The organism is Delftia acidovorans SPH-1 (genome assembly GCF_000018665.1).
In the GTDB taxonomy this organism is placed as follows: domain Bacteria; phylum Pseudomonadota; class Gammaproteobacteria; order Burkholderiales; family Burkholderiaceae_C; genus Comamonas; species Comamonas acidovorans.
On sequence record NC_010002.1, the window covers coordinates 514558 to 531697 of the forward strand.

The 17140-nt window shown below is 65.3% G+C and carries 17 protein-coding genes and 2 pseudogenes; 9 read left to right on the top strand and 10 right to left on the bottom strand.

All coding sequences use genetic code 11. The annotated features are described in order from the left end of the window. Positions 1–17 precede the first annotated feature (17 nt). Positions 18–1967 carry a cytochrome c/FTR1 family iron permease gene (locus tag DACI_RS02420; RefSeq protein ID WP_012202414.1) on the top strand — a complete coding sequence of 650 codons (1950 nt, stop codon included), beginning with the start codon at positions 18–20 and terminating at the stop codon, positions 1965–1967. A 63-nt stretch (positions 1968–2030) separates the two neighbouring features. On the opposite strand, the gene merA is transcribed toward DACI_RS02420, so the two are convergent. The 3 genes from merA to merT are packed head-to-tail and all read right to left on the bottom strand — an operon-like array spanning position 2031 to position 4372. Further along, on the bottom strand, positions 2031–3719 hold the full coding sequence (gene merA, locus DACI_RS02425) for a mercury(II) reductase (protein ID WP_012202415.1): 1689 nt from the start codon (positions 3717–3719) through the stop codon (positions 2031–2033). An 11-nt stretch (positions 3720–3730) separates the two neighbouring features. Then, entirely contained in the window at positions 3731–4009 is a 279-nt protein-coding gene (gene merP, locus DACI_RS02430; RefSeq protein ID WP_012202416.1) for a mercury resistance system periplasmic binding protein MerP, read from the bottom strand. A gap of 12 nt (positions 4010–4021) precedes the next feature. Then, positions 4022–4372, bottom strand: coding sequence for a mercuric ion transporter MerT (gene merT / locus DACI_RS02435; RefSeq protein WP_012202417.1), 351 nt, complete (start codon positions 4370–4372; stop codon positions 4022–4024). A gap of 71 nt (positions 4373–4443) precedes the next feature. On the opposite strand from merT, the gene merR reads away from it, so the two are divergent. From merR to DACI_RS02475, 8 genes are all read left to right on the top strand, one after another. Further along, complete coding sequence (merR, locus tag DACI_RS02440; RefSeq protein ID WP_012202418.1) at positions 4444–4851, top strand: Hg(II)-responsive transcriptional regulator; 408 nt, start codon at positions 4444–4446, stop codon at positions 4849–4851. Between the two features lie 175 nt (positions 4852–5026). Then, a complete protein-coding gene (locus tag DACI_RS02445; RefSeq protein WP_016451582.1) occupies positions 5027–5356 on the top strand; it encodes an ArsR/SmtB family transcription factor in 330 nt (109 codons plus the stop codon). A gap of 12 nt (positions 5357–5368) precedes the next feature. After that, on the top strand, positions 5369–5839 hold the full coding sequence (locus tag DACI_RS02450; RefSeq protein ID WP_012202420.1) for an ArsI/CadI family heavy metal resistance metalloenzyme: 471 nt from the start codon (positions 5369–5371) through the stop codon (positions 5837–5839). 12 nt (positions 5840–5851) lie between these two features. After that, positions 5852–6349: an arsenate reductase ArsC gene (locus tag DACI_RS02455; protein ID WP_012202421.1), complete on the top strand. Its 498-nt coding sequence runs from the start codon at positions 5852–5854 to the stop codon at positions 6347–6349. Positions 6350–6359: 10 nt separating this feature from the next. After that, positions 6360–7445 carry an ACR3 family arsenite efflux transporter gene (gene arsB, locus DACI_RS02460; RefSeq protein WP_012202422.1) on the top strand — a complete coding sequence of 362 codons (1086 nt, stop codon included), beginning with the start codon at positions 6360–6362 and terminating at the stop codon, positions 7443–7445. Positions 7446–7459: 14 nt separating this feature from the next. Further along, positions 7460–7882 (top strand): arsenate reductase (glutaredoxin), encoded by a 423-nt coding sequence (arsC, locus tag DACI_RS02465; RefSeq protein WP_012202423.1) that lies wholly within the window; start codon positions 7460–7462, stop codon positions 7880–7882. After that, positions 7875–8597, top strand: coding sequence for an arsenical resistance protein ArsH (gene arsH, locus DACI_RS02470; RefSeq protein WP_012202424.1), 723 nt, complete (start codon positions 7875–7877; stop codon positions 8595–8597). Before arsC ends, arsH begins: the two co-directional genes overlap by 8 nt. Positions 8598–8692: 95 nt before the next feature. Next, on the top strand, positions 8693–9124 hold the full coding sequence (locus tag DACI_RS02475; protein WP_012202425.1) for a hypothetical protein: 432 nt from the start codon (positions 8693–8695) through the stop codon (positions 9122–9124). A gap of 83 nt (positions 9125–9207) precedes the next feature. Here the strand turns inward: DACI_RS02475 and DACI_RS02480 are convergent. The 7 genes and pseudogenes from DACI_RS02480 to DACI_RS02510 all read right to left on the bottom strand — a co-directional run. Further along, positions 9208–9354 (bottom strand): annotated as a pseudogene (locus tag DACI_RS02480) (addiction module antidote protein); the annotation flags it as partial. Then, positions 9354–9878: a helix-turn-helix transcriptional regulator gene (locus DACI_RS02485; RefSeq protein ID WP_012202427.1), complete on the bottom strand. Its 525-nt coding sequence runs from the start codon at positions 9876–9878 to the stop codon at positions 9354–9356. The pseudogene DACI_RS02480 and the gene DACI_RS02485, both read right to left, overlap by 1 nt. A 4-nt stretch (positions 9879–9882) precedes the next feature. Continuing rightward, positions 9883–10161, bottom strand: coding sequence for a hypothetical protein (locus DACI_RS02490; protein WP_012202428.1), 279 nt, complete (start codon positions 10159–10161; stop codon positions 9883–9885). A 175-nt stretch (positions 10162–10336) separates the two neighbouring features. Further along, positions 10337–11536, bottom strand: coding sequence for a tyrosine-type recombinase/integrase (locus tag DACI_RS02495; RefSeq protein ID WP_016451583.1), 1200 nt, complete (start codon positions 11534–11536; stop codon positions 10337–10339). A gap of 236 nt (positions 11537–11772) precedes the next feature. Continuing rightward, positions 11773–12303 (bottom strand): annotated as a pseudogene (locus DACI_RS02500) (c-type cytochrome); the annotation flags it as partial. Between the two features lie 218 nt (positions 12304–12521). Further along, entirely contained in the window at positions 12522–13979 is a 1458-nt protein-coding gene (locus DACI_RS02505) for an efflux transporter outer membrane subunit (protein WP_012202431.1), read from the bottom strand. Beyond that, complete coding sequence (locus DACI_RS02510) at positions 13972–17127, bottom strand: efflux RND transporter permease subunit (RefSeq protein WP_012202432.1); 3156 nt, start codon at positions 17125–17127, stop codon at positions 13972–13974. Before DACI_RS02510 ends, DACI_RS02505 begins: the two co-directional genes overlap by 8 nt. Between the last annotated feature and the right edge of the window lie 13 nt (positions 17128–17140).

Genomic DNA, 17140 nt, shown 5'->3' on the forward strand with positions numbered 1-17140 from the left:
AATAACATTTATACATCATGAAAATGCTTTCTCTTTGCGCCAGGCGATTCCTGGCAATAGCCGCGTTGTTCGCACTCTGGTCGGCTTCTCCCGCCTGGGCTGCCGCCCCTGCCGCCAGCGACCAGGCCAAGCAGACCTGGCAATTGCTGGACTACCTCGCGGTTGACTACGGCGGCGCGGTGAGCAACGGCCAGATTCAAAGTGCCAGCGAGTACGAGGAGATGAAGGAGTTCGCGGCAACCGCCGCACAGCAGCTTGCCGCACTGCCGAGCACTGCGGCGCTGCCCGAGTTGCAGCGGCAGGCCAAAGCGCTCGGAGACCTCATCGCCGCAAAGGCGGACGCCAAGGCCGTGGCCGACAGCGCCCATTCGCTGGCCGCAGCGCTGGTCAAAGCCTATCCGTTTCCGCTCTCGCCGACCCAGCCGCCGGATCTCGCACGCGCCAAGGTGCTGTTTGAAGCCAACTGCGCGGCATGCCACGGGGCAACCGGTGCAGGCGACGGCCCGCTCGGCGCCAAGCTCGAACCGCCGCCGATCGCCTTCACCGATCGTGATCGTGCCCGTTCGCGCAGCGTGCTCGCGCTGTACCAGGTCATTTCTCAAGGCGTGACCAGCACGTCGATGCCCAGCTTCGCCACGCTCTCCGACGAGGATCGGTGGGCATTGGCATTTTTCGCCGGCACACTGTCGCATGACGATGCCATGCGCGCACGCGGCGAACAGTCCTGGGGGCGAGACGCCAGCGCCAAGGCTGTCTTTCCCGACCTGGCTGCTGCCGCCACCTTGACCGAAGCCGCCTTGTCCGAGCGGATGCCCCCGGACGCAGCCCGCGACCTCACCGCCTATGTTCGCCGCCACCCGGAAGTCACCGCTGCCGCGAGCGGCTCGGGCGGACTGGCCTTGGCCCGCACACGCCTTCAGGAGAGCCTTGCCGCGGCGCGCGCGGGCGACCGGGCCAGCGCAACGCGCCTGGGCCTGTCGGCCTACCTGGATGGATTTGAGCCTCTGGAGCCGGCATTGCGCGCACGCAACCAGACACTTCTCACGGAAGTCGAAAACGCCATGCTGGCCTATCGCGGCGCGCTCGCCGGCGGGAAACTGGAACAAGCCGATGCCACGGCGCAGAAGCTGGACTATCTCTTTGCCCAGGTGGACGCCGAACTCGGCGCGGACAAGGCAGACCCGCTGACCACGTTCATCGCCTCCCTCACCATCCTGCTGCGCGAAGGGGTTGAAGCGCTGTTGATCGTCGTGGGCATGCTGGCCTTCCTGAAGAAGGCAGAACGGCGCGATGTGCTGGGCTATGTGCATGGCGGCTGGATGGCCGCACTGGCTTGCGGTGGCCTGACCTGGGCGGTGGCCACCTACTTCGTGAGCATCAGCGGCGCAAGCCGTGAGGTGACCGAGGGGGTTTCATCCCTGTTTGCGGCCGTTGTGCTGCTGAGCGTCGGGCTCTGGATGCACCAGAAAAGCACGGCGGGCAAGTGGCAGGCCTACCTGAAGGAAAAACTCTCCGCAGCCATGACGCGGCGTTCGGCATGGGCATTGTTCGCCTTGTCGTTCATTGCGGTCTACCGCGAAGTTTTCGAGACGGTGCTTTTCTATTCGGCCCTGGCCGGCGACGGCAACAATGGAGCCCTGCTCGGTGGATTGGTGGGCGGAGTGGCCGTTCTGGCCGTCCTCGCATGGTTCATGCTGCGCACCAGCGCCCGCATGCCGATCGGCAAATTCTTCAGTCTCAGCTCGATCCTGGTAGCGGTGCTCGCGGTCGTGCTCGCCGGCAAGGGGGTTGCCGGCCTCCAGGAGGCCGGCCGGTTGAGCGCCAGCCCGATCCATTGGCCGCGCATCGAAGTGCTTGGCATCTATCCGTCAGCGGAAACCGCCATTGCGCAAGCCGTGGTGCTTGCCGTTGCTCTGGCAGGCTTTGCCATGAACGCCGTGAAGGCGCGAAATCCCCGGCCCGCGTGAAACAAGCCGGCGTCACTGCCGAGCGTGACTCCTGGAAAAAATCGCGCTCAGCAAGAGATGACGCTATCCGGCACAGCAGGACAGCTGCTTCACGTCCTTGCTGAAGGTCTGCGCCGCGAGCTTCAGGCCCTCGACCATCGTCAGGTAGGGGAATAGCTGATCGGCCAGCTCCTGCACGGTCATCCGGTTGCGGATCGCCAGCGCCGCCGTCTGGATCAGTTCGCCCGCTTCCGGCGCGACCGCCTGCACGCCGATCAGCCGTCCGGTGCCGGCCTCGGCAACCAGCTTGATGAAGCCGCGCGTGTCGAAGTTGGCCAGCGCCCTCGGCACGTTGTCGAGCGTGAGCGTGCGGCTGTCGGTCTCGACGCCGTCGTGGCGCGCTTGCGCCTCGCTGTAGCCCACCGTCGCCACCTGCGGATCGGTGAACACCACGGCCGGCATCGCCGTCAGGTCCAGCGTCGCGTCGCCGCCGGTCATGTTGATGGCGGCGCGCGTGCCGGCCGCCGCCGCGACGTAGACGAATTGCGGCTGGTCGGTGCAGTCGCCGGCCGCGTAGATGTGCGGCGCGCTGGTACGCATGGTGTGGCTGACGAGGATGGCCCCCTGGGGATTGACCTCGATGCCCGCCGCTTCGAGGTTCAGCGTGCGGGTGTTCGGCGCGCGCCCCGTGGCAATGAGCAGCTTGTCGGCGCGCAGCTCGCCGCGATCCGTCGTCAAGATGAACTCTTCCTCTGCATGGGCGACTCGACTGGCCTGGACATGCTCCAGCACCTCGATGCCCTCGGCACGGAACGCGGCCGTGACGGCTTCGGCGACGGCGGGGTCTTCGCGAAAGAGCAGTGTGCTGCGCGCGAGGATCGTGACCTGGCTGCCCAGCCGGGCAAAGGCTTGCGCCAATTCGACTGCCACCACCGACGAACCGATCACGGCCAGCCGCGAGGGAATGGCATCGCTCGCCAGCGCCTCGGTGGAGGTCCAGTAGGGAGTGCCCTTCAAGCCAGGAATCGGCGGGAGCGCGGGGCTCGCACCAGTGGCGATGAGACAGCGGTCGAAGGCCACCGTGCGCTCACCGCCTTCCGCCAGTTGCACGGTCAGGCAGTTTTCATTCATGAAACGGGCCTCGCCATGCAGCACGGTGATAGCCGGGGTGCTCTGCAGGATGCCTTCGTACTTGGCATGGCGCAGCGCATCGACGCGGCCTTGTTGCTGGGCCAGCAGCCGCTCGCGCAGAATGGACGGCGGCGTGGGCGGCAGGCCGGCATCGAACGGGCTTTCCCGGCGCAGATGCGCAATGTGCGCGGCGCGGATCATGATTTTGGACGGCACGCAGCCGACATTGACGCAGGTGCCGCCGATGGTGCTCCGCTCGATTAGCGTCACGCGCGCGCCTCGCTCGACCGCCTTGAGTGCCGCCGCCATCGCCGCGCCGCCACTGCCGATCACGGCCACATGCAGCGCCCGCTCGCCACCACCGTGACTCGGTTCGCTGCCCAGCCAGCCCAGCGCCTTGCCCAACAAGCCCGCAGCCTTGTTCGGCGTGTCGGACACCCGTGCGCGGTAACCGAGCGCGGCCATCGCCGCGACCAGCGGACCATGGTTCATGTCCGCATCCGCCTCGACCTCGGCCCGTCGCCGCGGATAGGACACCGAGGCCGAGCGCACCCCGGGCACCTTCTCCAGCGCCTCTCTGACGTGCTCGGCGCACGACGCGCAGGTCATGCCGTCGATGTGCAAGGCGATCGCTTCGGCCATGGCGGGCAACCTCACTGCTTGACGGTGGCGGGGTAGCCCGCGTTTGCGGTGGCCTTGGCCAAGGCCCCGGCGTTGGTCTTGGCATCGTCGAAGGTCACGACGGCTTCCCGCTTTTCATAGCTGACCTCGGTCTTCTGGACCCCGGCCACCTTGAACAGGGCCATCTTGACCGTGATCGGACACGACGCGCAGGTCATATCGGGCACCGACAGTGTGACGGTCTTGGTGGCGGCCCACGCCGGAGCGCCCAGGGTAACGGCCAGGGCAATAGCGGTGGCAAGTTTCTTCACGGTGGATTCCTCTCAATAGAACAACGGCAGGACGTACGGAAAAGCGAGGGCAATCAAGACCAGCGCGACCACGATCCAGAAAATGATCTTGTAGGCCGTCCGCACGCGGGGCACGGCGCAGACCTCATCCGGCTTGCAGGCGTGAACCGGCCGGAAGATGCTGCGCCAGGCGAAAAACAGCGCCATCAGGGCCGCGCCGATGAAAATCGGCCGGTAGGGTTCCAACACGGCCAGGTTGGCGATCCAGGCGCCCGAGAAACCGAGCAAGACCAAGATGAGGGGGCCGAGGCAACAGGCCGACGCAAGAATGGCGGCGAGGCCGCCAGCGGCCAGGGCGCCACGCCCGCTCTTGGGTTCCGACATATGGTTTTCCTTCCGGGACTTCGCTTGATGCTGTAAGGTTACTTCCGTAGTCAACTACGGAGTCAAGCGTCATGGAAAGCGCCTCGGACAATCTGACCATCGGCGCCTTTGCCAAGGCGGCCACAGTCAATGTGGAGACGATCCGGTTCTATCAGCTCAAGGGCTTGTTGCCCCAGCCGGAGCGGGCCTACGGCCGCATCCGCCGCTACGGGCCGGCAGATGTGGCGCGGGTGAAGTTCGTGAAGTCAGCCCAGCGCCTGGGGTTCAGCCTGGATGAAATCGGCCAGCTTCTGAAACTTGAGGACGGCACCCATTGCAATGAGGCGGCGGAGCTGGCCTCGCTGCGGCTGGCCGATGTGCGCGCCCGCCTGGTGGACCTCACACGGATTGAGGCGGCATTGTCGAAATTGGTGGGTGAATGCGACGCGCACCATGGCAATGTGTCCTGCCCGCTGATCGCGGCATTGCACTGCTGTTGAGCGGAGAAGTTCGGCCGTTCACCTCGCGGCGAAGGGGCGGACAGGCAAGCGCGGCGCGCGAACCAGATTTAAGGTATTGAGCCGGAGGCGCGATGGGATCAAGACCGGATGGCCACAATTCGGCGCGATAGTGCCCTTTTGCACATTAATTCAATAAATGTTGTATTATCGAAATATGAAAGAGACCCAAGCCGTTTCCGCCCTCGGCGCCCTGGCCCACACCCAGCGCCTGCGGGTTTTCCGCGCCCTGGTGGTCGCCGGCCCCGAAGGGCTGACACCCAGCGCCCTCGCCGACCAGCTCGACGTGGCCCGCAATTCCCTGTCCTTCCACCTGAAGGAGCTGGCCCATGCCGGCCTGGTCACCATCGAGCAGCAGGGCCGCAACCTGATCTACCGCGCCGACTTCACCCAGATGAACGGACTGCTCGGCTACCTGACCGAGCACTGCTGCCAAGGCAGCACATGCGAGGTCAGTGATTCCTCCTCTGCCTGTACTTCCTGCTGAAAGGATCTCCCCATGAAGCGCTTTCACGTTCACCTGCACGTCGATGACCTGAACCGCAGCATCGGCTTCTATTCCCAACTGTTCGCCGCGCAGCCCGCGCGTGTCGAGGGCGACTACGCCAAGTGGATGCTCGAAGACCCGCCGGTCAACTTCGCTATCTCCACACGGGGCAACAAACCAGGCATCGACCATCTGGGCATCCAGACCGACGATGCGGAGGAATTGGCCGTGCTGAAGGCACGCGCCGAGGCGGCCGACATGGCGCTGCTCGACGAAGGCACCACCACCTGCTGCTACGCGCGCAGCGAGAAGCACTGGATCACCGATCCGCAGGGCGTGGCCTGGGAACACTTTCATACGCTGGGCAGCATCCCGGTCTTCAACGAAGCGGCGCCTGCAACGGGTTCTGCCGCAGCCTGCTGCGCCCCGGCGCGCGGCAAGCCGGTGGGCGTTGCGGTGAAGCCGGCTTCGTCCTGCTGCTGATGTGAGACATCCATGACCACCAACAAGACCTACAACGCCCTGTTCATCTGCACGGGTAACTCGGCCCGCTCCATCCTGGCCGAAGGCATCCTCAATGAATTGGGCCAGGGGCGCTTTCGCGCCTACTCGGCGGGCAGCCACCCCAAGGGCGAAGTCCACCCGCTGGCGCTTGCCACGCTGGAACGGCTGCATATGCCGATCGTCGGCTACCGCAGCAAGAACTGGGACGAGTTCGCGGCGCCCGGTGCACCGGAGCTGGATTTCATCTTCACGGTGTGCGACAACGCCGCCGGCGAGGTCTGCCCCGTATGGCCTGGGCGCCCGATGTCAGCGCATTGGGGTGTGCCTGATCCTGCAGCCGTTGAAGGCACCGACGAGCAGAAGCGCAAGGCGTTCACGGATGCGGCGCTGACCTTGCGCCGGCGCATTGAGCTGTTCCTGTCGCTGCCATTGCAGCGGCTCGATGCCATGTCGCTGCAGCACGAGCTGCGCAGCATTGGTACGAAGTGAGGTCTGCGCGATGAGTGTTGGAACCCAAACGGCCGGCCGCGTGCCGGCCACCTCCACCATGAGCGTCTTCGAGCGCTACCTGAGCGTGTGGGTGCTGCTGTGCATCGTCGCCGGCATCGCGCTGGGCCAGTTCGCACCCAACGTATTTCAGGCCATTGGCCGCATGGAGATCGCCCAGGTTAATCTGCCGGTCGGTCTGCTGATCTGGATCATGATCGTGCCGATGCTGCTGAAGGTGGACTTCGGTGCGCTGGGCCAGGTCAAGCAGCACTGGCGCGGCATCGGCGTGACGCTGTTCGTCAACTGGGCGGTCAAACCGTTCTCGATGGCGCTGCTGGCCTGGATCTTCGTCCGCCAGGTCTTCGCTCAGTGGCTGCCGGCCGACCAGCTCGACAGCTACGTTGCCGGCCTCATCCTGCTGGCCGCCGCGCCCTGCACGGCGATGGTGTTCGTCTGGAGCCGGCTGACCGGGGGCGATCCGGTATTCACGCTGTCGCAGGTGGCGCTGAACGACACCATCATGGTGTTTGCCTTCGCGCCCATTGTCGGCCTGCTGCTGGGCCTGTCGTCCATCACGGTGCCGTGGGCCACGCTGCTGGTATCGGTCGGCCTGTACATCGTGATTCCGGTCATCCTGGCCCAGCTCTGGCGCCGTGCTCTGCTGAACAAGGGCCAAGCCGCCTTCGACCGGGCGCTGGAGCGCATCGGCCCGCTGTCGATCGCGGCGCTGCTGCTCACGCTGGTGCTGCTGTTCGCCTTCCAGGGCGAGGCCATCATCCGCCAGCCGCTGGTCATCGCCATGCTGGCGGTGCCGATCCTGATTCAGGTGTTCTTCAACTCCGGCCTGGCCTATTGGCTCAGCCGCAAGGCCGGCGAGCAGCACAGCATCGCTTGCCCCTCGGCGTTGATCGGCGCCTCCAACTTCTTCGAGCTGGCTGTAGCGGCCGCCATCAGCCTGTTCGGCTTCCAGTCCGGCGCGGCGCTGGCCACCGTGGTCGGCGTGCTGATCGAGGTGCCGGTGATGCTGCTGGTCGTTCGGATCGTCAACCAAAGCAAGGGCTGGTATGAGTGCGGCCCGAACCCTGCCCGCAGATAAGCAAGGCATTTCCCATGAGCAGTATCACGATATATCACAACCCCGTCTGCGGCACGTCGCGCAACGTGCTGGCCCTGATCCGCAACAGCGGCGAGGAACCCACGGTCATCGAATACCTGAAGACACCGCCCGACCGCGAAACCCTGCAACGCCTGATCACGGACATGGGCGTGCCGGTGCGCGCGGTATTGCGCGAGAAGGGCACGCCCTACGCGGAACTCGGCCTCGATGACCCGAAGTGGAGCGATGCGCAGTTGATCGACTGCATGCTCCAGCATCCCATTCTGATCAACCGCCCTATCGTGGTGACGCCGCTGGGCACGCGGCTGTGCCGGCCTTCGGAGGCCGTGCTGGACATCCTGCCGCAATCACAGCGCGGCGCGTTCAACAAGGAAGACGGCGAAGCGGTCGTGGACGCGGAAGGCCGCCGTGTCTGAATCCAGAATCGACCTACCCAATATCGACACCGCGCTATTCCAACTGCCCGATACCCAACGGCTGCTGACACCCGAGCGCGCCACGCACGCGCCGCGCTTCCTATTGCTCTATGGCTCGCTACGCGAGCGCTCGTTCAGTCGCTTGGCCGCTGAGGAAGCGGCTCGCATCCTGCGCGCGCTCGGCGGTGAGACGCGCATGTTCAATCCCTCGGGCCTGCCACTGGTGGACGATGCACCCGCCGACCATCCCAAGGTCAAGGAACTGCACGAGCTGGCCCAGTGGGCCGAAGGCATGGTGTGGAGTTCGCCCGAGCGCCATGGGGCCATGACGGGGTTGATGAAGACGCAGATCGACTGGATTCCGCTGTCGGCCGGCGCAGTGCGCCCGACGCAGGGCAAGACGCTGGCGGTGATGCAGGTCTCGGGCGGCTCGCAGTCCTTCAACGCCGTCAACCAGATGCGCGTGCTGGGCCGCTGGATGCGGATGCTGACCATCCCCAACCAGTCCTCGGTCGCCAAGGCGTACCAGGAGTTCGACGAGGCCGGGCGCATGAAGCCCTCGGCCTACTATGACCGCATCGCGGACGTGATGGAGGAGCTGATGAAGTTCACCCTGCTCACGCGCGATGCGGCGCCGTACCTCGTGGACCGCTACAGCGAGCGCAAGGAAAGTGCGGAAGCACTGAGCCGGCGCGTCCAGCAGACGGCTATCTGAACACTCCCCCTAAAAAACAAGCACTTCACTCACCAATCCGTCGTGACGCTAATCTGATGCGCCATCGCAGCGACAGAAACGGATCGGAGAACAGAATGGGAATTTCCAGCAGCAAGGTCTACAAGCAGGCCGATGAGGCCGCTGCGTTTGCGCATATCAGGGAGCTCGCAGAAAAGGAACCCGTCGATGACGAGACGGCTTCGGAATTGTGGCTTGAGGCAGAAGCCATCGTGGACACCTACATCGAGGCCGCTGAGTCGCGGTCCATAGAGGACTTGCCCTCCAGGCAGGAACTGGGCGAGTCCTGCTTTTGGCTGTTGTTCCAGACGAAAGTTTTGCGGGAGGACGAGCATTACCGGCTGATCGTCGAACTGCTGTCGCCACAGCTCGGGCTGTCCCTGTTCGATTTGCTGCCCCGCGTCCGAAAGCTCCGCGAAGCGGCCCTTGACGCACTGGAGGCCATGGTCAAGAAGCCATCAATGGATCGTCCGACAGCGCCGCAAGCGTGCGAGGACGACCTTTTCTGATGGGAAGCTGGTGGCACCTCCGAGCCGAAATTCTCGTATCAGCGATACGAGAATTCATCGGCTGCGGAAGATCGAGCGTCAGCACCGAACGTCCGCGCCATCTGGCGCAGCACAGTCGGCAGTTCGGCCTGGTCGCCGTCCTCCAGAACACCGTTGATGACTTCGAGCGCGAGCGCCGGGTCGCTGCGGTACAGCTCGGCCATCGCTTCGTCATGGGGTCTGCTTTTCATCAGCCCACCAGCGCTTCCAGTTCCTCGAACGCCAGGCGCGGCAAGCGCCGGCCTTCCTTGGCCACGTTGACCTGCAGGGCGGCCCGCGCCACGTCCAGCACCTCCCGCGCCAGGGCATAACCGCCCTTGGCCTGCATCCAGCCCAGCACATCCGCCAGATGCCAGATCGACGCGCTGCCCTCATGCACCGGCGCCGGGAAGCTACCCGGATGGGCCAGCATCAGCTTGCGCATATTCTGCCGCGACACGCCCACGATGTCGGCCACATCGGTCAGCCCAACCAGATCAGGCGCCACTTCGATCAGCCGGGCCGAGGGTGCGGCACGGCGCACATCGGCCAGCGCGCTGCGCACTGCCTCATCTGCATCCACCGCCTCGCGGGTAAATTCCAGCGCCAGCCGCCCCGGCTGCCCGATGCCGACCAGGGCATCGTCGCAGCCGGCTTCACCCAGGCGCTCGACCAGTGTCTGCGAATCGCGGTCGTCATCGGTGAGCTGGTATTTGAGGGTAAAGGTGTATTCCATCGCGCTATTCCTGGGTGCCATCGTCATCCGCCTCGCGCTGCTGGCGGTCCATGGTGCAGTTGTCCACGGCGCGCCGTAAGGCGCGGGCATGGTTGCCGGGGTTCTTCGGCGTGCTCCATACACTGGTAATGCAGAACTCGCCGCAACGGCATTCCTCATCGTTGTACGGGCAGTACATCCGCCCCCAGGCATGGCTACCGCCGACTTCGACACGCCAGCCTTGCCCTTCGGCGTGTCGCAGCGCATCCTCGACCTCTTTCTTCGGGTGAGAGGAACGGGCCATCAGCGACCTCCAGTATGGGGATGATGCGCAAGGTTGTCAAGTGACAACCTTGCTGCAAGGCTTGGTGACCCACGCTCGAATTGTCGCGACAGCGTCGCGACAATTCGGCGGGCCTGATTTCCGACACGAAAGGCTGGCAACGCCGCGCCTGCCGCAGCCGACGGCATCTTGCCGTTCATGCGGACGCCTGCTCGGTGCGTTGCGCCCCGGTGATCGTCTTGCGCCGGTTCGCCACCAGCTCGGCGGCCTGCCGCACCGGATCGTCCTCCGTGTGGACGTACCGCATGAACATCGCCACGGTCTTGTGCGCCGTCAGCGCCATGCCCACCTTCACCGGAATCCCCGAGTTGGCGATGTCAGTGGCCGAACGGTGGCGGATGCCATGCGTGCCCACGTGCGTAGCGCCCGCCGCCTTCAGGATGCGGCACCAGGCACCGTAATACTCGCCCTCGGTGAGATGCTTGGCCGGGTCGTTCGGCGACGGCAGCACGTAGGGGCAGCCGTCCCGGCGCGGCGCGGTGGACAGCAGCCGGTAGGCTTCCTCGCTCAAGGGCTTGGACATGCCACCTGTCTTGCTATCGGGCCAGACCACGCGGCGGTTGTCCAGATCCACCCATGCCCATTCCAGCGAGATGATCTCGGAGCGCCGCCCGGCAAACTCGAATTGCAGGCGGATCGCCAGCGGGATGACGTAGTTCTCCAGCCCTTCGGCCTCGATACCGTCAAGGTGCCGGAACAGCTTGCCCATGTCCTCGTCGCTGATGAGGTGGGTGGCCTTGCCGTCGGGGTACACCGGGACGTGGCGGCATGGGTTGGTGCCGTCCGGCCGATAACCCCAGACCTCGGCCAGGTTGAACATCTTGCGCATGACGCTGAAAGCGCGGTTCGCCTCGGCGGGCTTGTGCGCCATCTTCTTCATCGCCCCGGCCACGTCCGGGCGCTTCACGTCCTGAACCTTGATGCGGCCCAGGAAGGGGACGATGCAGCGGTCGATGACGCCCTGGTAGCCCCGGCGGGTGCTGGGCTTGTTGCGTTGCTTGGAGTGATCCTCCATGAACTTCACGCACAGTTCCGTGACCGTGGGCGCCTTGCGCGCCGCCGCCTTGTCGGCGGCCGGGTCGCCGCCCCGGCGTACCTGGGCCAGCCATTCCTGGGCCAGCGAGCGGGCCTGCTCGACGGTCAGTTCGCCATACAGGCCCAAAGCGGGTTTGCGGCGCTCGCCGGCGTTCGTGCGGTACTGGAGCATGAACACCTTGCGGCCCGCTGGTGTAATCTTGCACAGGAAGCCGGGCACCAGCGTGTCCCGCAGTTCGACGGCCTGCGCCTGGGGTTGTGCCGCATCCACTGCGGACTTGGTGAGCTTGATTTTTGCCACGATGACTCCTCGGAAAGACCCGGTTTCCAGGGGCCACATGGGAGCCACGAGGCAGGAAGCCGGATCAGGTTTCAGAAAGCACCGGCATATGATGAACGCGCCTAAGTTATTGATAAACCTGCTGTATCTGGCTTCGGCGTAGTCCAGCGAATTACGGTACTGAAGTCAGTGTGAAATGAAAAAACCGGCCGAAGCCGGTTGGTGCCAGGCATCCTGGGCCTTGCTCAGTTGGCGGGTGCCGCTGCACCTTCTGCTGCAGCGCCTTCTGCGGCCGGGGCCTTGGGCTCTTCAAACTTGCCACCTGCGGCATTGGCCATGTAGACCACGCCCCGGGCAATTTCGGTGTCGTTGAAATCGCCGCCGCCTTGAGGCGCCATCGCTCCCTTGCCCTTGAGGGCCGAGTGCACCAGACCTTCCAGACCTTGTGCCAGGCGCGGGCCCCAGGCCGCGGCATCCGCGAACTTGGGAGCACCTGCGGCACCTGTGGCATGGCAGGCCGCGCATTGACCCTTGAAGACTTCTTCACCCGAGCGCAGCGGGCGATTGGCATCCCGGATTTCCACGAGGCCGATTTTCTGCAGCCGCTGGGCCTTGGCCATTTCGGTCTGGGAAGCGCCGGCGCCGGCCTTGTCGGCCGAGCTCACGTATTGCACGAGGCCGATGATCACGAACACCGGAACCACGAACGAGAAAAACACCGCCATCAGCAGCTGCTTGGGGTTCTTGATCGGGCCCGTATGGGCTTCTTCGGTGTGGGTTGCGCTCATGAAGTCCTCTTGTGTTGTGGGGGCGTGAGTCAACAACAAATTATATCGACGGGCCTCTTGCAGACACTGCGCGCAGACCCGGGTTGACCTGGGGCGCACATATGCCATGAGATGGATCAAGCAAATGGCAAATGCTTTCCGCGCGCCATGAAAAAGAGGTGTTCACCTTGCGGAGAACACCTCTGTGCGGTGGGCGCGGCAGATGCCTGCCTTGGGTCTTACTGCGCGGGCGCGGTAGCCGGCGTGGCTGCCGCTGCTGTCGCTGTTCTGTCGGTCCAGCCGCCGCCAAGCGCCTTGTACAGCTCGATCTGGTTGAGCAGCTGCGCCAGACGCACGCTCACGGTGGACTGCTCCAGCGCGAACAGGGTGCGCTGTGCATCCAGCAGGTCCAGGTAGCTGGCCACGCCGTTGCTGTAGCGCAGGTCGGACAGCTTCAGGCGTGCCTGCTCGGCTTCGAGCTGGGCGCGCTGGGCCATGATCTGGTCACGCAGCGTGCCCTGGCTGTCCAGTGCGTCGGAGACCTCGCGGAAGGCGCTCTGGATGGACTTCTCGTACTGGGCGATGGCCACTTCGCGCTCGACCTTGGCCGCAGCCAGATTGGCCGAATTGCGGCCCGCATCGAAGATGGGCAGGAGGGCGGATGGCGCGAGGGTGAAGCCCCAGCTGCCGCTCTTGAACAGGCCCGACAGCTCGTTGCTTGCCGTGCCGAACTGCCCCGTCAGCGTGATGCGCGGGAAGAAGGCTGCACGCGCGGCACCGATGTTGGCGTTGGCACTGATCAGCTGCTGCTCGGCCTGGCGAATGTCGGGCCGCTGCGTGAGCAGGTCCGAAGGCAGGCCGGCCGGCACGGCGGGCAGGTCGGCCGTGTCGCGCAGTCCCTGGCTGGAGCCCAGGCTGGCGAGCACGTCCGCTGGCAGCGCCTGGCCGAGCAAGAGCACAAGGGCATTTTCATCCAGGGCGCGCTGGCGCTGCTGCTGCGCCAGCGTGGCGCGCGCAGCCTCGGTCAGCGAGACGGCCTGGCGGTAGTCCAGCTCGGACGCCACGCCCGTGTCGAAGCGCAGCTTGGTCAGCTTGATCGACTCTTCACGGGTCCGCAGCGTGTCGCGCGAGATCTTCAGCAGTTGCTCGTCGGCCAGCAGCGTATACCAGCCGCTGGCCACAGCGGCCACCAGGCTGGTCTGCGCGGCGCGGCGAGCTTCCTCGGTCGCCAGGTACTGGGCCAGGGCCGCTTCCTTCAGGCTGCCGATGCGGCCGAAGAAGTCCAGTTCCCAGGAAGTGACGGCGAGGCCCACCTGGTAGCTGTTGACGTACTTGGCGCCCGAGCCCGTGGTGTTCGGGGCGCGGCTGGCGTTGACGCCTGCACCGACCGTCGGGAACTGGTCGGCGCGCGTGATCCGGTACTGGGCCTGGGCGCGCTCGATGTTGAGCGCGGCCACGCGCAGGTCACGGTTGTTGTCCAGCGCGGTGCGAACCAGCTGCTGCAGGCGTGCGTCCTGGAAGAAATCCTGCCAGGGCAGCTGCGCTGCAGCCGTGCCGCCTTCCGCCGCAGCGGTGGCGTTCGCGCGGGTGTACTGCGCCGCGACCGGAGCGGCAGGGCGCTCGTAGGTGGGGATGAGCGAGCATCCCGCCAGGAGCACGGCGGTGGCGATGGCCACCGGGGTACTGCGATTAATCATGGCTCAAGGCCTCCTTGCCGGCCGGTGTGGACGGCGGGTTGTGCGTTTTGATCTTGCCCTTGAACAGCTTGCGCACCACGACGAAGAAGGTGGGCACGAACAGCACGGCCAGCACGGTGCCGGTGATCATGCCGCCGAGCACGCCGGTGCCGATGGCACGCTGGCTGGCCGAGCTCGCGCCCGTGGCGATCACCAGAGGCACCACGCCCAGGCCGAAGGCCAGCGAGGTCATGATGATGGGGCGGAACCGCAGGTGGGCGGCTTCCAGCGCAGCCTCGATCAGTCCCTTGCCTTCGGCCTGCAGGTCCTTGGCGAACTCCACGATCAAGATCGCGTTCTTCGCCGACAGGCCGATCACCGTCACCAGTCCGATCTGGAAGTACACGTCGTTGGAGTAGTTGCGCAGCAAGGTGGCAAGCACCACACCCAGCAGACCCAGCGGCACGACCAGAATCACCGACAGCGGAATCGACCAGCTCTCGTACAGGGCGGCCAGGCACAGGAACACGGCCAGGATGGCGAAGGCGTACAGGAAGATGGCTTGCGAGCCCGCCAGCTTTTCCTCGCGCGACTGGCCGGTCCACTCGAAGCCGAAGCCTTCGGGCAGCTTGGCAGCCAGCTTTTCCATCTCGTCCATGGCATCGCCCGAGCTGAAGCCCGGTGCGGCCGAGCCTTCGATGCGCACGGCAGGGTAGCCGTTGTAGCGCACCGTCTGCTGGGCGCCCTTGACCCACTTGGTGGTCGCGAACGTGGACAGCGGCACCGGATCGCCCTTGGCATTGCGCGCGTTCAGGCGCAGCAGGTCGTCGGGCTGCATGCGGGCCGGAGCATCGGCCTGCACGATCACGCGCTGCAGACGACCCTGGTTGGGGAAGTCATTGACGTAGGACGAGCCCAGCGCCGTGGACAGCGCGGCATTGATCGAGGTGAAGTCCACGCCCAGGGCGTTGGCCTTGTCGCGGTCGATCTCGATGCGCAGCTGGGGCGCGTCCTCCAGACCATCGGGACGCACGCCGGCCAGCACCTTGCTCTGCCCGGCCATGCCCAGCATCATGTTGCGGGCATTGATCAGCGCATCGTGCCCGTGGCCGGCACGGTCCTGCAGGCGGAACGAGAAGCCCACGGCGTTGCCCAGTTCGGGAATGGGCGGCGGGTTCACGGCGAACACGAAGGCATCGCGGATGCCCGACGTCATGCCCATGATGCGGCCCGTCATGGCGTCCACCGTGGAGTTCGCTCCCTTGCGCTCGGACCAGTCCTTGAGCGGCACGAAGGCGAGGGCGGCGTTCTGGCCCTGGCCGGAGAAGCTGAAGCCCAGCACGCTGACCATGTTGGCCACTTCGGGCTGCGGCAGCACGGCTTCTTCCACCTGCTTCATCACCTCCAGCGTGCGCTCCTTGGCGGCGCCAGGGGGCAGTTGCACGTTGACGATGAAGTAGCCCTGGTCCTCGGTCGGCAGGAACGAGGTCGGCAGGCCACGGAACACCACCACGGCGCCCGCGATCACGGCCAGGTACACGCCGATCATCAGCACCGAACGCTTGAGCAGTCGGGCCACCCAGCCCTCGTAGGACTTGGCCGAGCGTGCGAACGTGCGGTTGAACCAGCCGAAGAAGCCCTTCTTCTCGTGGTGGTGACCGGCTTCCACGGGCTTGAGCAGCGTTGCGCACAGGGCCGGTGTCAGCGTCAGCGCCATGAAGGCCGAGAAGCTGATGGAGGCCACCATCACGATGGAGAACTGCCGGTAGATATTGCCGGTGGACCCCGCGAAGAAGGCCAGCGGTATGAACACCGCGATCAGCACCAGCGTAATGCCCACGATGGCGCCCGAGATCTGGCCCATGGCCTTGATCGCGGCCTCGCGCGGCTGCAGGCCTTCCTCGCTCATGATGCGCTCGACGTTCTCCACCACCACGATGGCGTCATCCACCACGATGCCGATGACCAGCACCATGCCGAACATGGCCAGCACGTTGATCGAGAAGCCCACGGCCTGCATGACCGCGAAGGTGCCCAGCAGTGCAATGGGCACCACGATGGTCGGGATCAGCGTGTAGCGCCAGTTCTGCAGGAACAGGAACATCACCAGGAACACCAGCACGATGGCTTCCAGCAGCGTGTGGGCGACCTTCTCGATGGAGATGCTCACGAACTTGGAGCTGTCGTAGGGAATGGAGTACTTCACGCCCTTGGGGAAGAACTTCTGCAGCTCTTCCATGCGCGCATGCACGGCCTTGGCGGTCGCCAGCGCATTGCCGCTGGGCGTCAGCTGGACGCCGATACCCACGGCATCCTTGCCGTTCAGGCGGGCGGAGGTCGCGTAGGCCTGGCCGCCGATCTCGACGGTCGCCACGTCCTTGAGGCGCACGGTGGAGCCATCGGGATTGGCGCGCAGCACGATGTTCTCGAACTGGCCGATCGAAGACAGCTGGCCCATCACCGTCACCGTGGCGGCGATCTTCTGGCCCGTGATGTTGGGCAGGTCGCCGATGGCGCCGCTGGCCACCTGGGCGTTCTGGCTGCGGATGGCGGCCGTCACGTCCTCGGCCGAGAGCTTGTAGCCCTGCAGCTTGGCGGGATCGAACCAGATGCGCATCGCCTTTTCGGTACCGAACAGCTGTGCCTGGCCCACGCCGGCCACACGCTGGATTTCGGGCACGATGTTGCGCGAGGCATAGTCGCCCAAGGCCACCGTGTCATAGGCCTTGGCGTCCTCGGACGACAGCATGATGAACAGCAGGAAGTTGGACGACGCCTTGTCCACGCGCACGCCCTGCTGCGTCACGGACGCAGGCAGGCGCGGCGTGGCGCGCGACAGGCGGTTTTGCACGTCCACCTGCGCCAGGTCCACGTTGGTGCCAGCCTCGAAGCTGATGGTGATGCTGCCCGTGCCATCGGCCTGGGCCACCGACTCCATGTAGACCAGACCGGGCGAGCCGTTCATCTCGCGCTCGATCACGGACAGCACGCTGTCTTCGAGCACCTTGGCGGACGCGCCTGGGTAGGCGGTGTTGATGACGATGGCCGGAGGAGCCACCTTAGGGTATTGAGCGATCGGAAGCTTGGTCAGCGCGATACCACCGAGGACGATGATGAATAGCGCGACGACCCATGCAAAGATCGGTCTGTCGATAAAGAACTTGGCCATTGCTGAGCCCCTT

Coding starts and splice junctions, on each gene's coding strand:
- DACI_RS02510 (WP_012202432.1), bottom strand. CDS start 17,127: ATGGCCAAGTTCTTTATCGACAGACCGATCTTTGCATGGGTCGTCGCG.
- merA (WP_012202415.1), bottom strand. CDS start 3,719: ATGGCCGAAGCGATCGCCTTGCACATCGACGGCATGACCTGCGCGTCG.
- merR (WP_012202418.1), top strand. CDS start 4,444: ATGGAAAGCGCCTCGGACAATCTGACCATCGGCGCCTTTGCCAAGGCG.
- DACI_RS02450 (WP_012202420.1), top strand. CDS start 5,369: ATGAAGCGCTTTCACGTTCACCTGCACGTCGATGACCTGAACCGCAGC.
- DACI_RS02505 (WP_012202431.1), bottom strand. CDS start 13,979: ATGATTAATCGCAGTACCCCGGTGGCCATCGCCACCGCCGTGCTCCTG.
- DACI_RS02445 (WP_016451582.1), top strand. CDS start 5,027: ATGAAAGAGACCCAAGCCGTTTCCGCCCTCGGCGCCCTGGCCCACACC.
- merT (WP_012202417.1), bottom strand. CDS start 4,372: ATGTCGGAACCCAAGAGCGGGCGTGGCGCCCTGGCCGCTGGCGGCCTC.
- DACI_RS02490 (WP_012202428.1), bottom strand. CDS start 10,161: ATGGCCCGTTCCTCTCACCCGAAGAAAGAGGTCGAGGATGCGCTGCGA.
- DACI_RS02420 (WP_012202414.1), top strand. CDS start 18: ATGAAAATGCTTTCTCTTTGCGCCAGGCGATTCCTGGCAATAGCCGCG.
- DACI_RS02455 (WP_012202421.1), top strand. CDS start 5,852: ATGACCACCAACAAGACCTACAACGCCCTGTTCATCTGCACGGGTAAC.
- arsB (WP_012202422.1), top strand. CDS start 6,360: ATGAGTGTTGGAACCCAAACGGCCGGCCGCGTGCCGGCCACCTCCACC.
- DACI_RS02475 (WP_012202425.1), top strand. CDS start 8,693: ATGGGAATTTCCAGCAGCAAGGTCTACAAGCAGGCCGATGAGGCCGCT.
- DACI_RS02485 (WP_012202427.1), bottom strand. CDS start 9,878: ATGGAATACACCTTTACCCTCAAATACCAGCTCACCGATGACGACCGC.
- arsC (WP_012202423.1), top strand. CDS start 7,460: ATGAGCAGTATCACGATATATCACAACCCCGTCTGCGGCACGTCGCGC.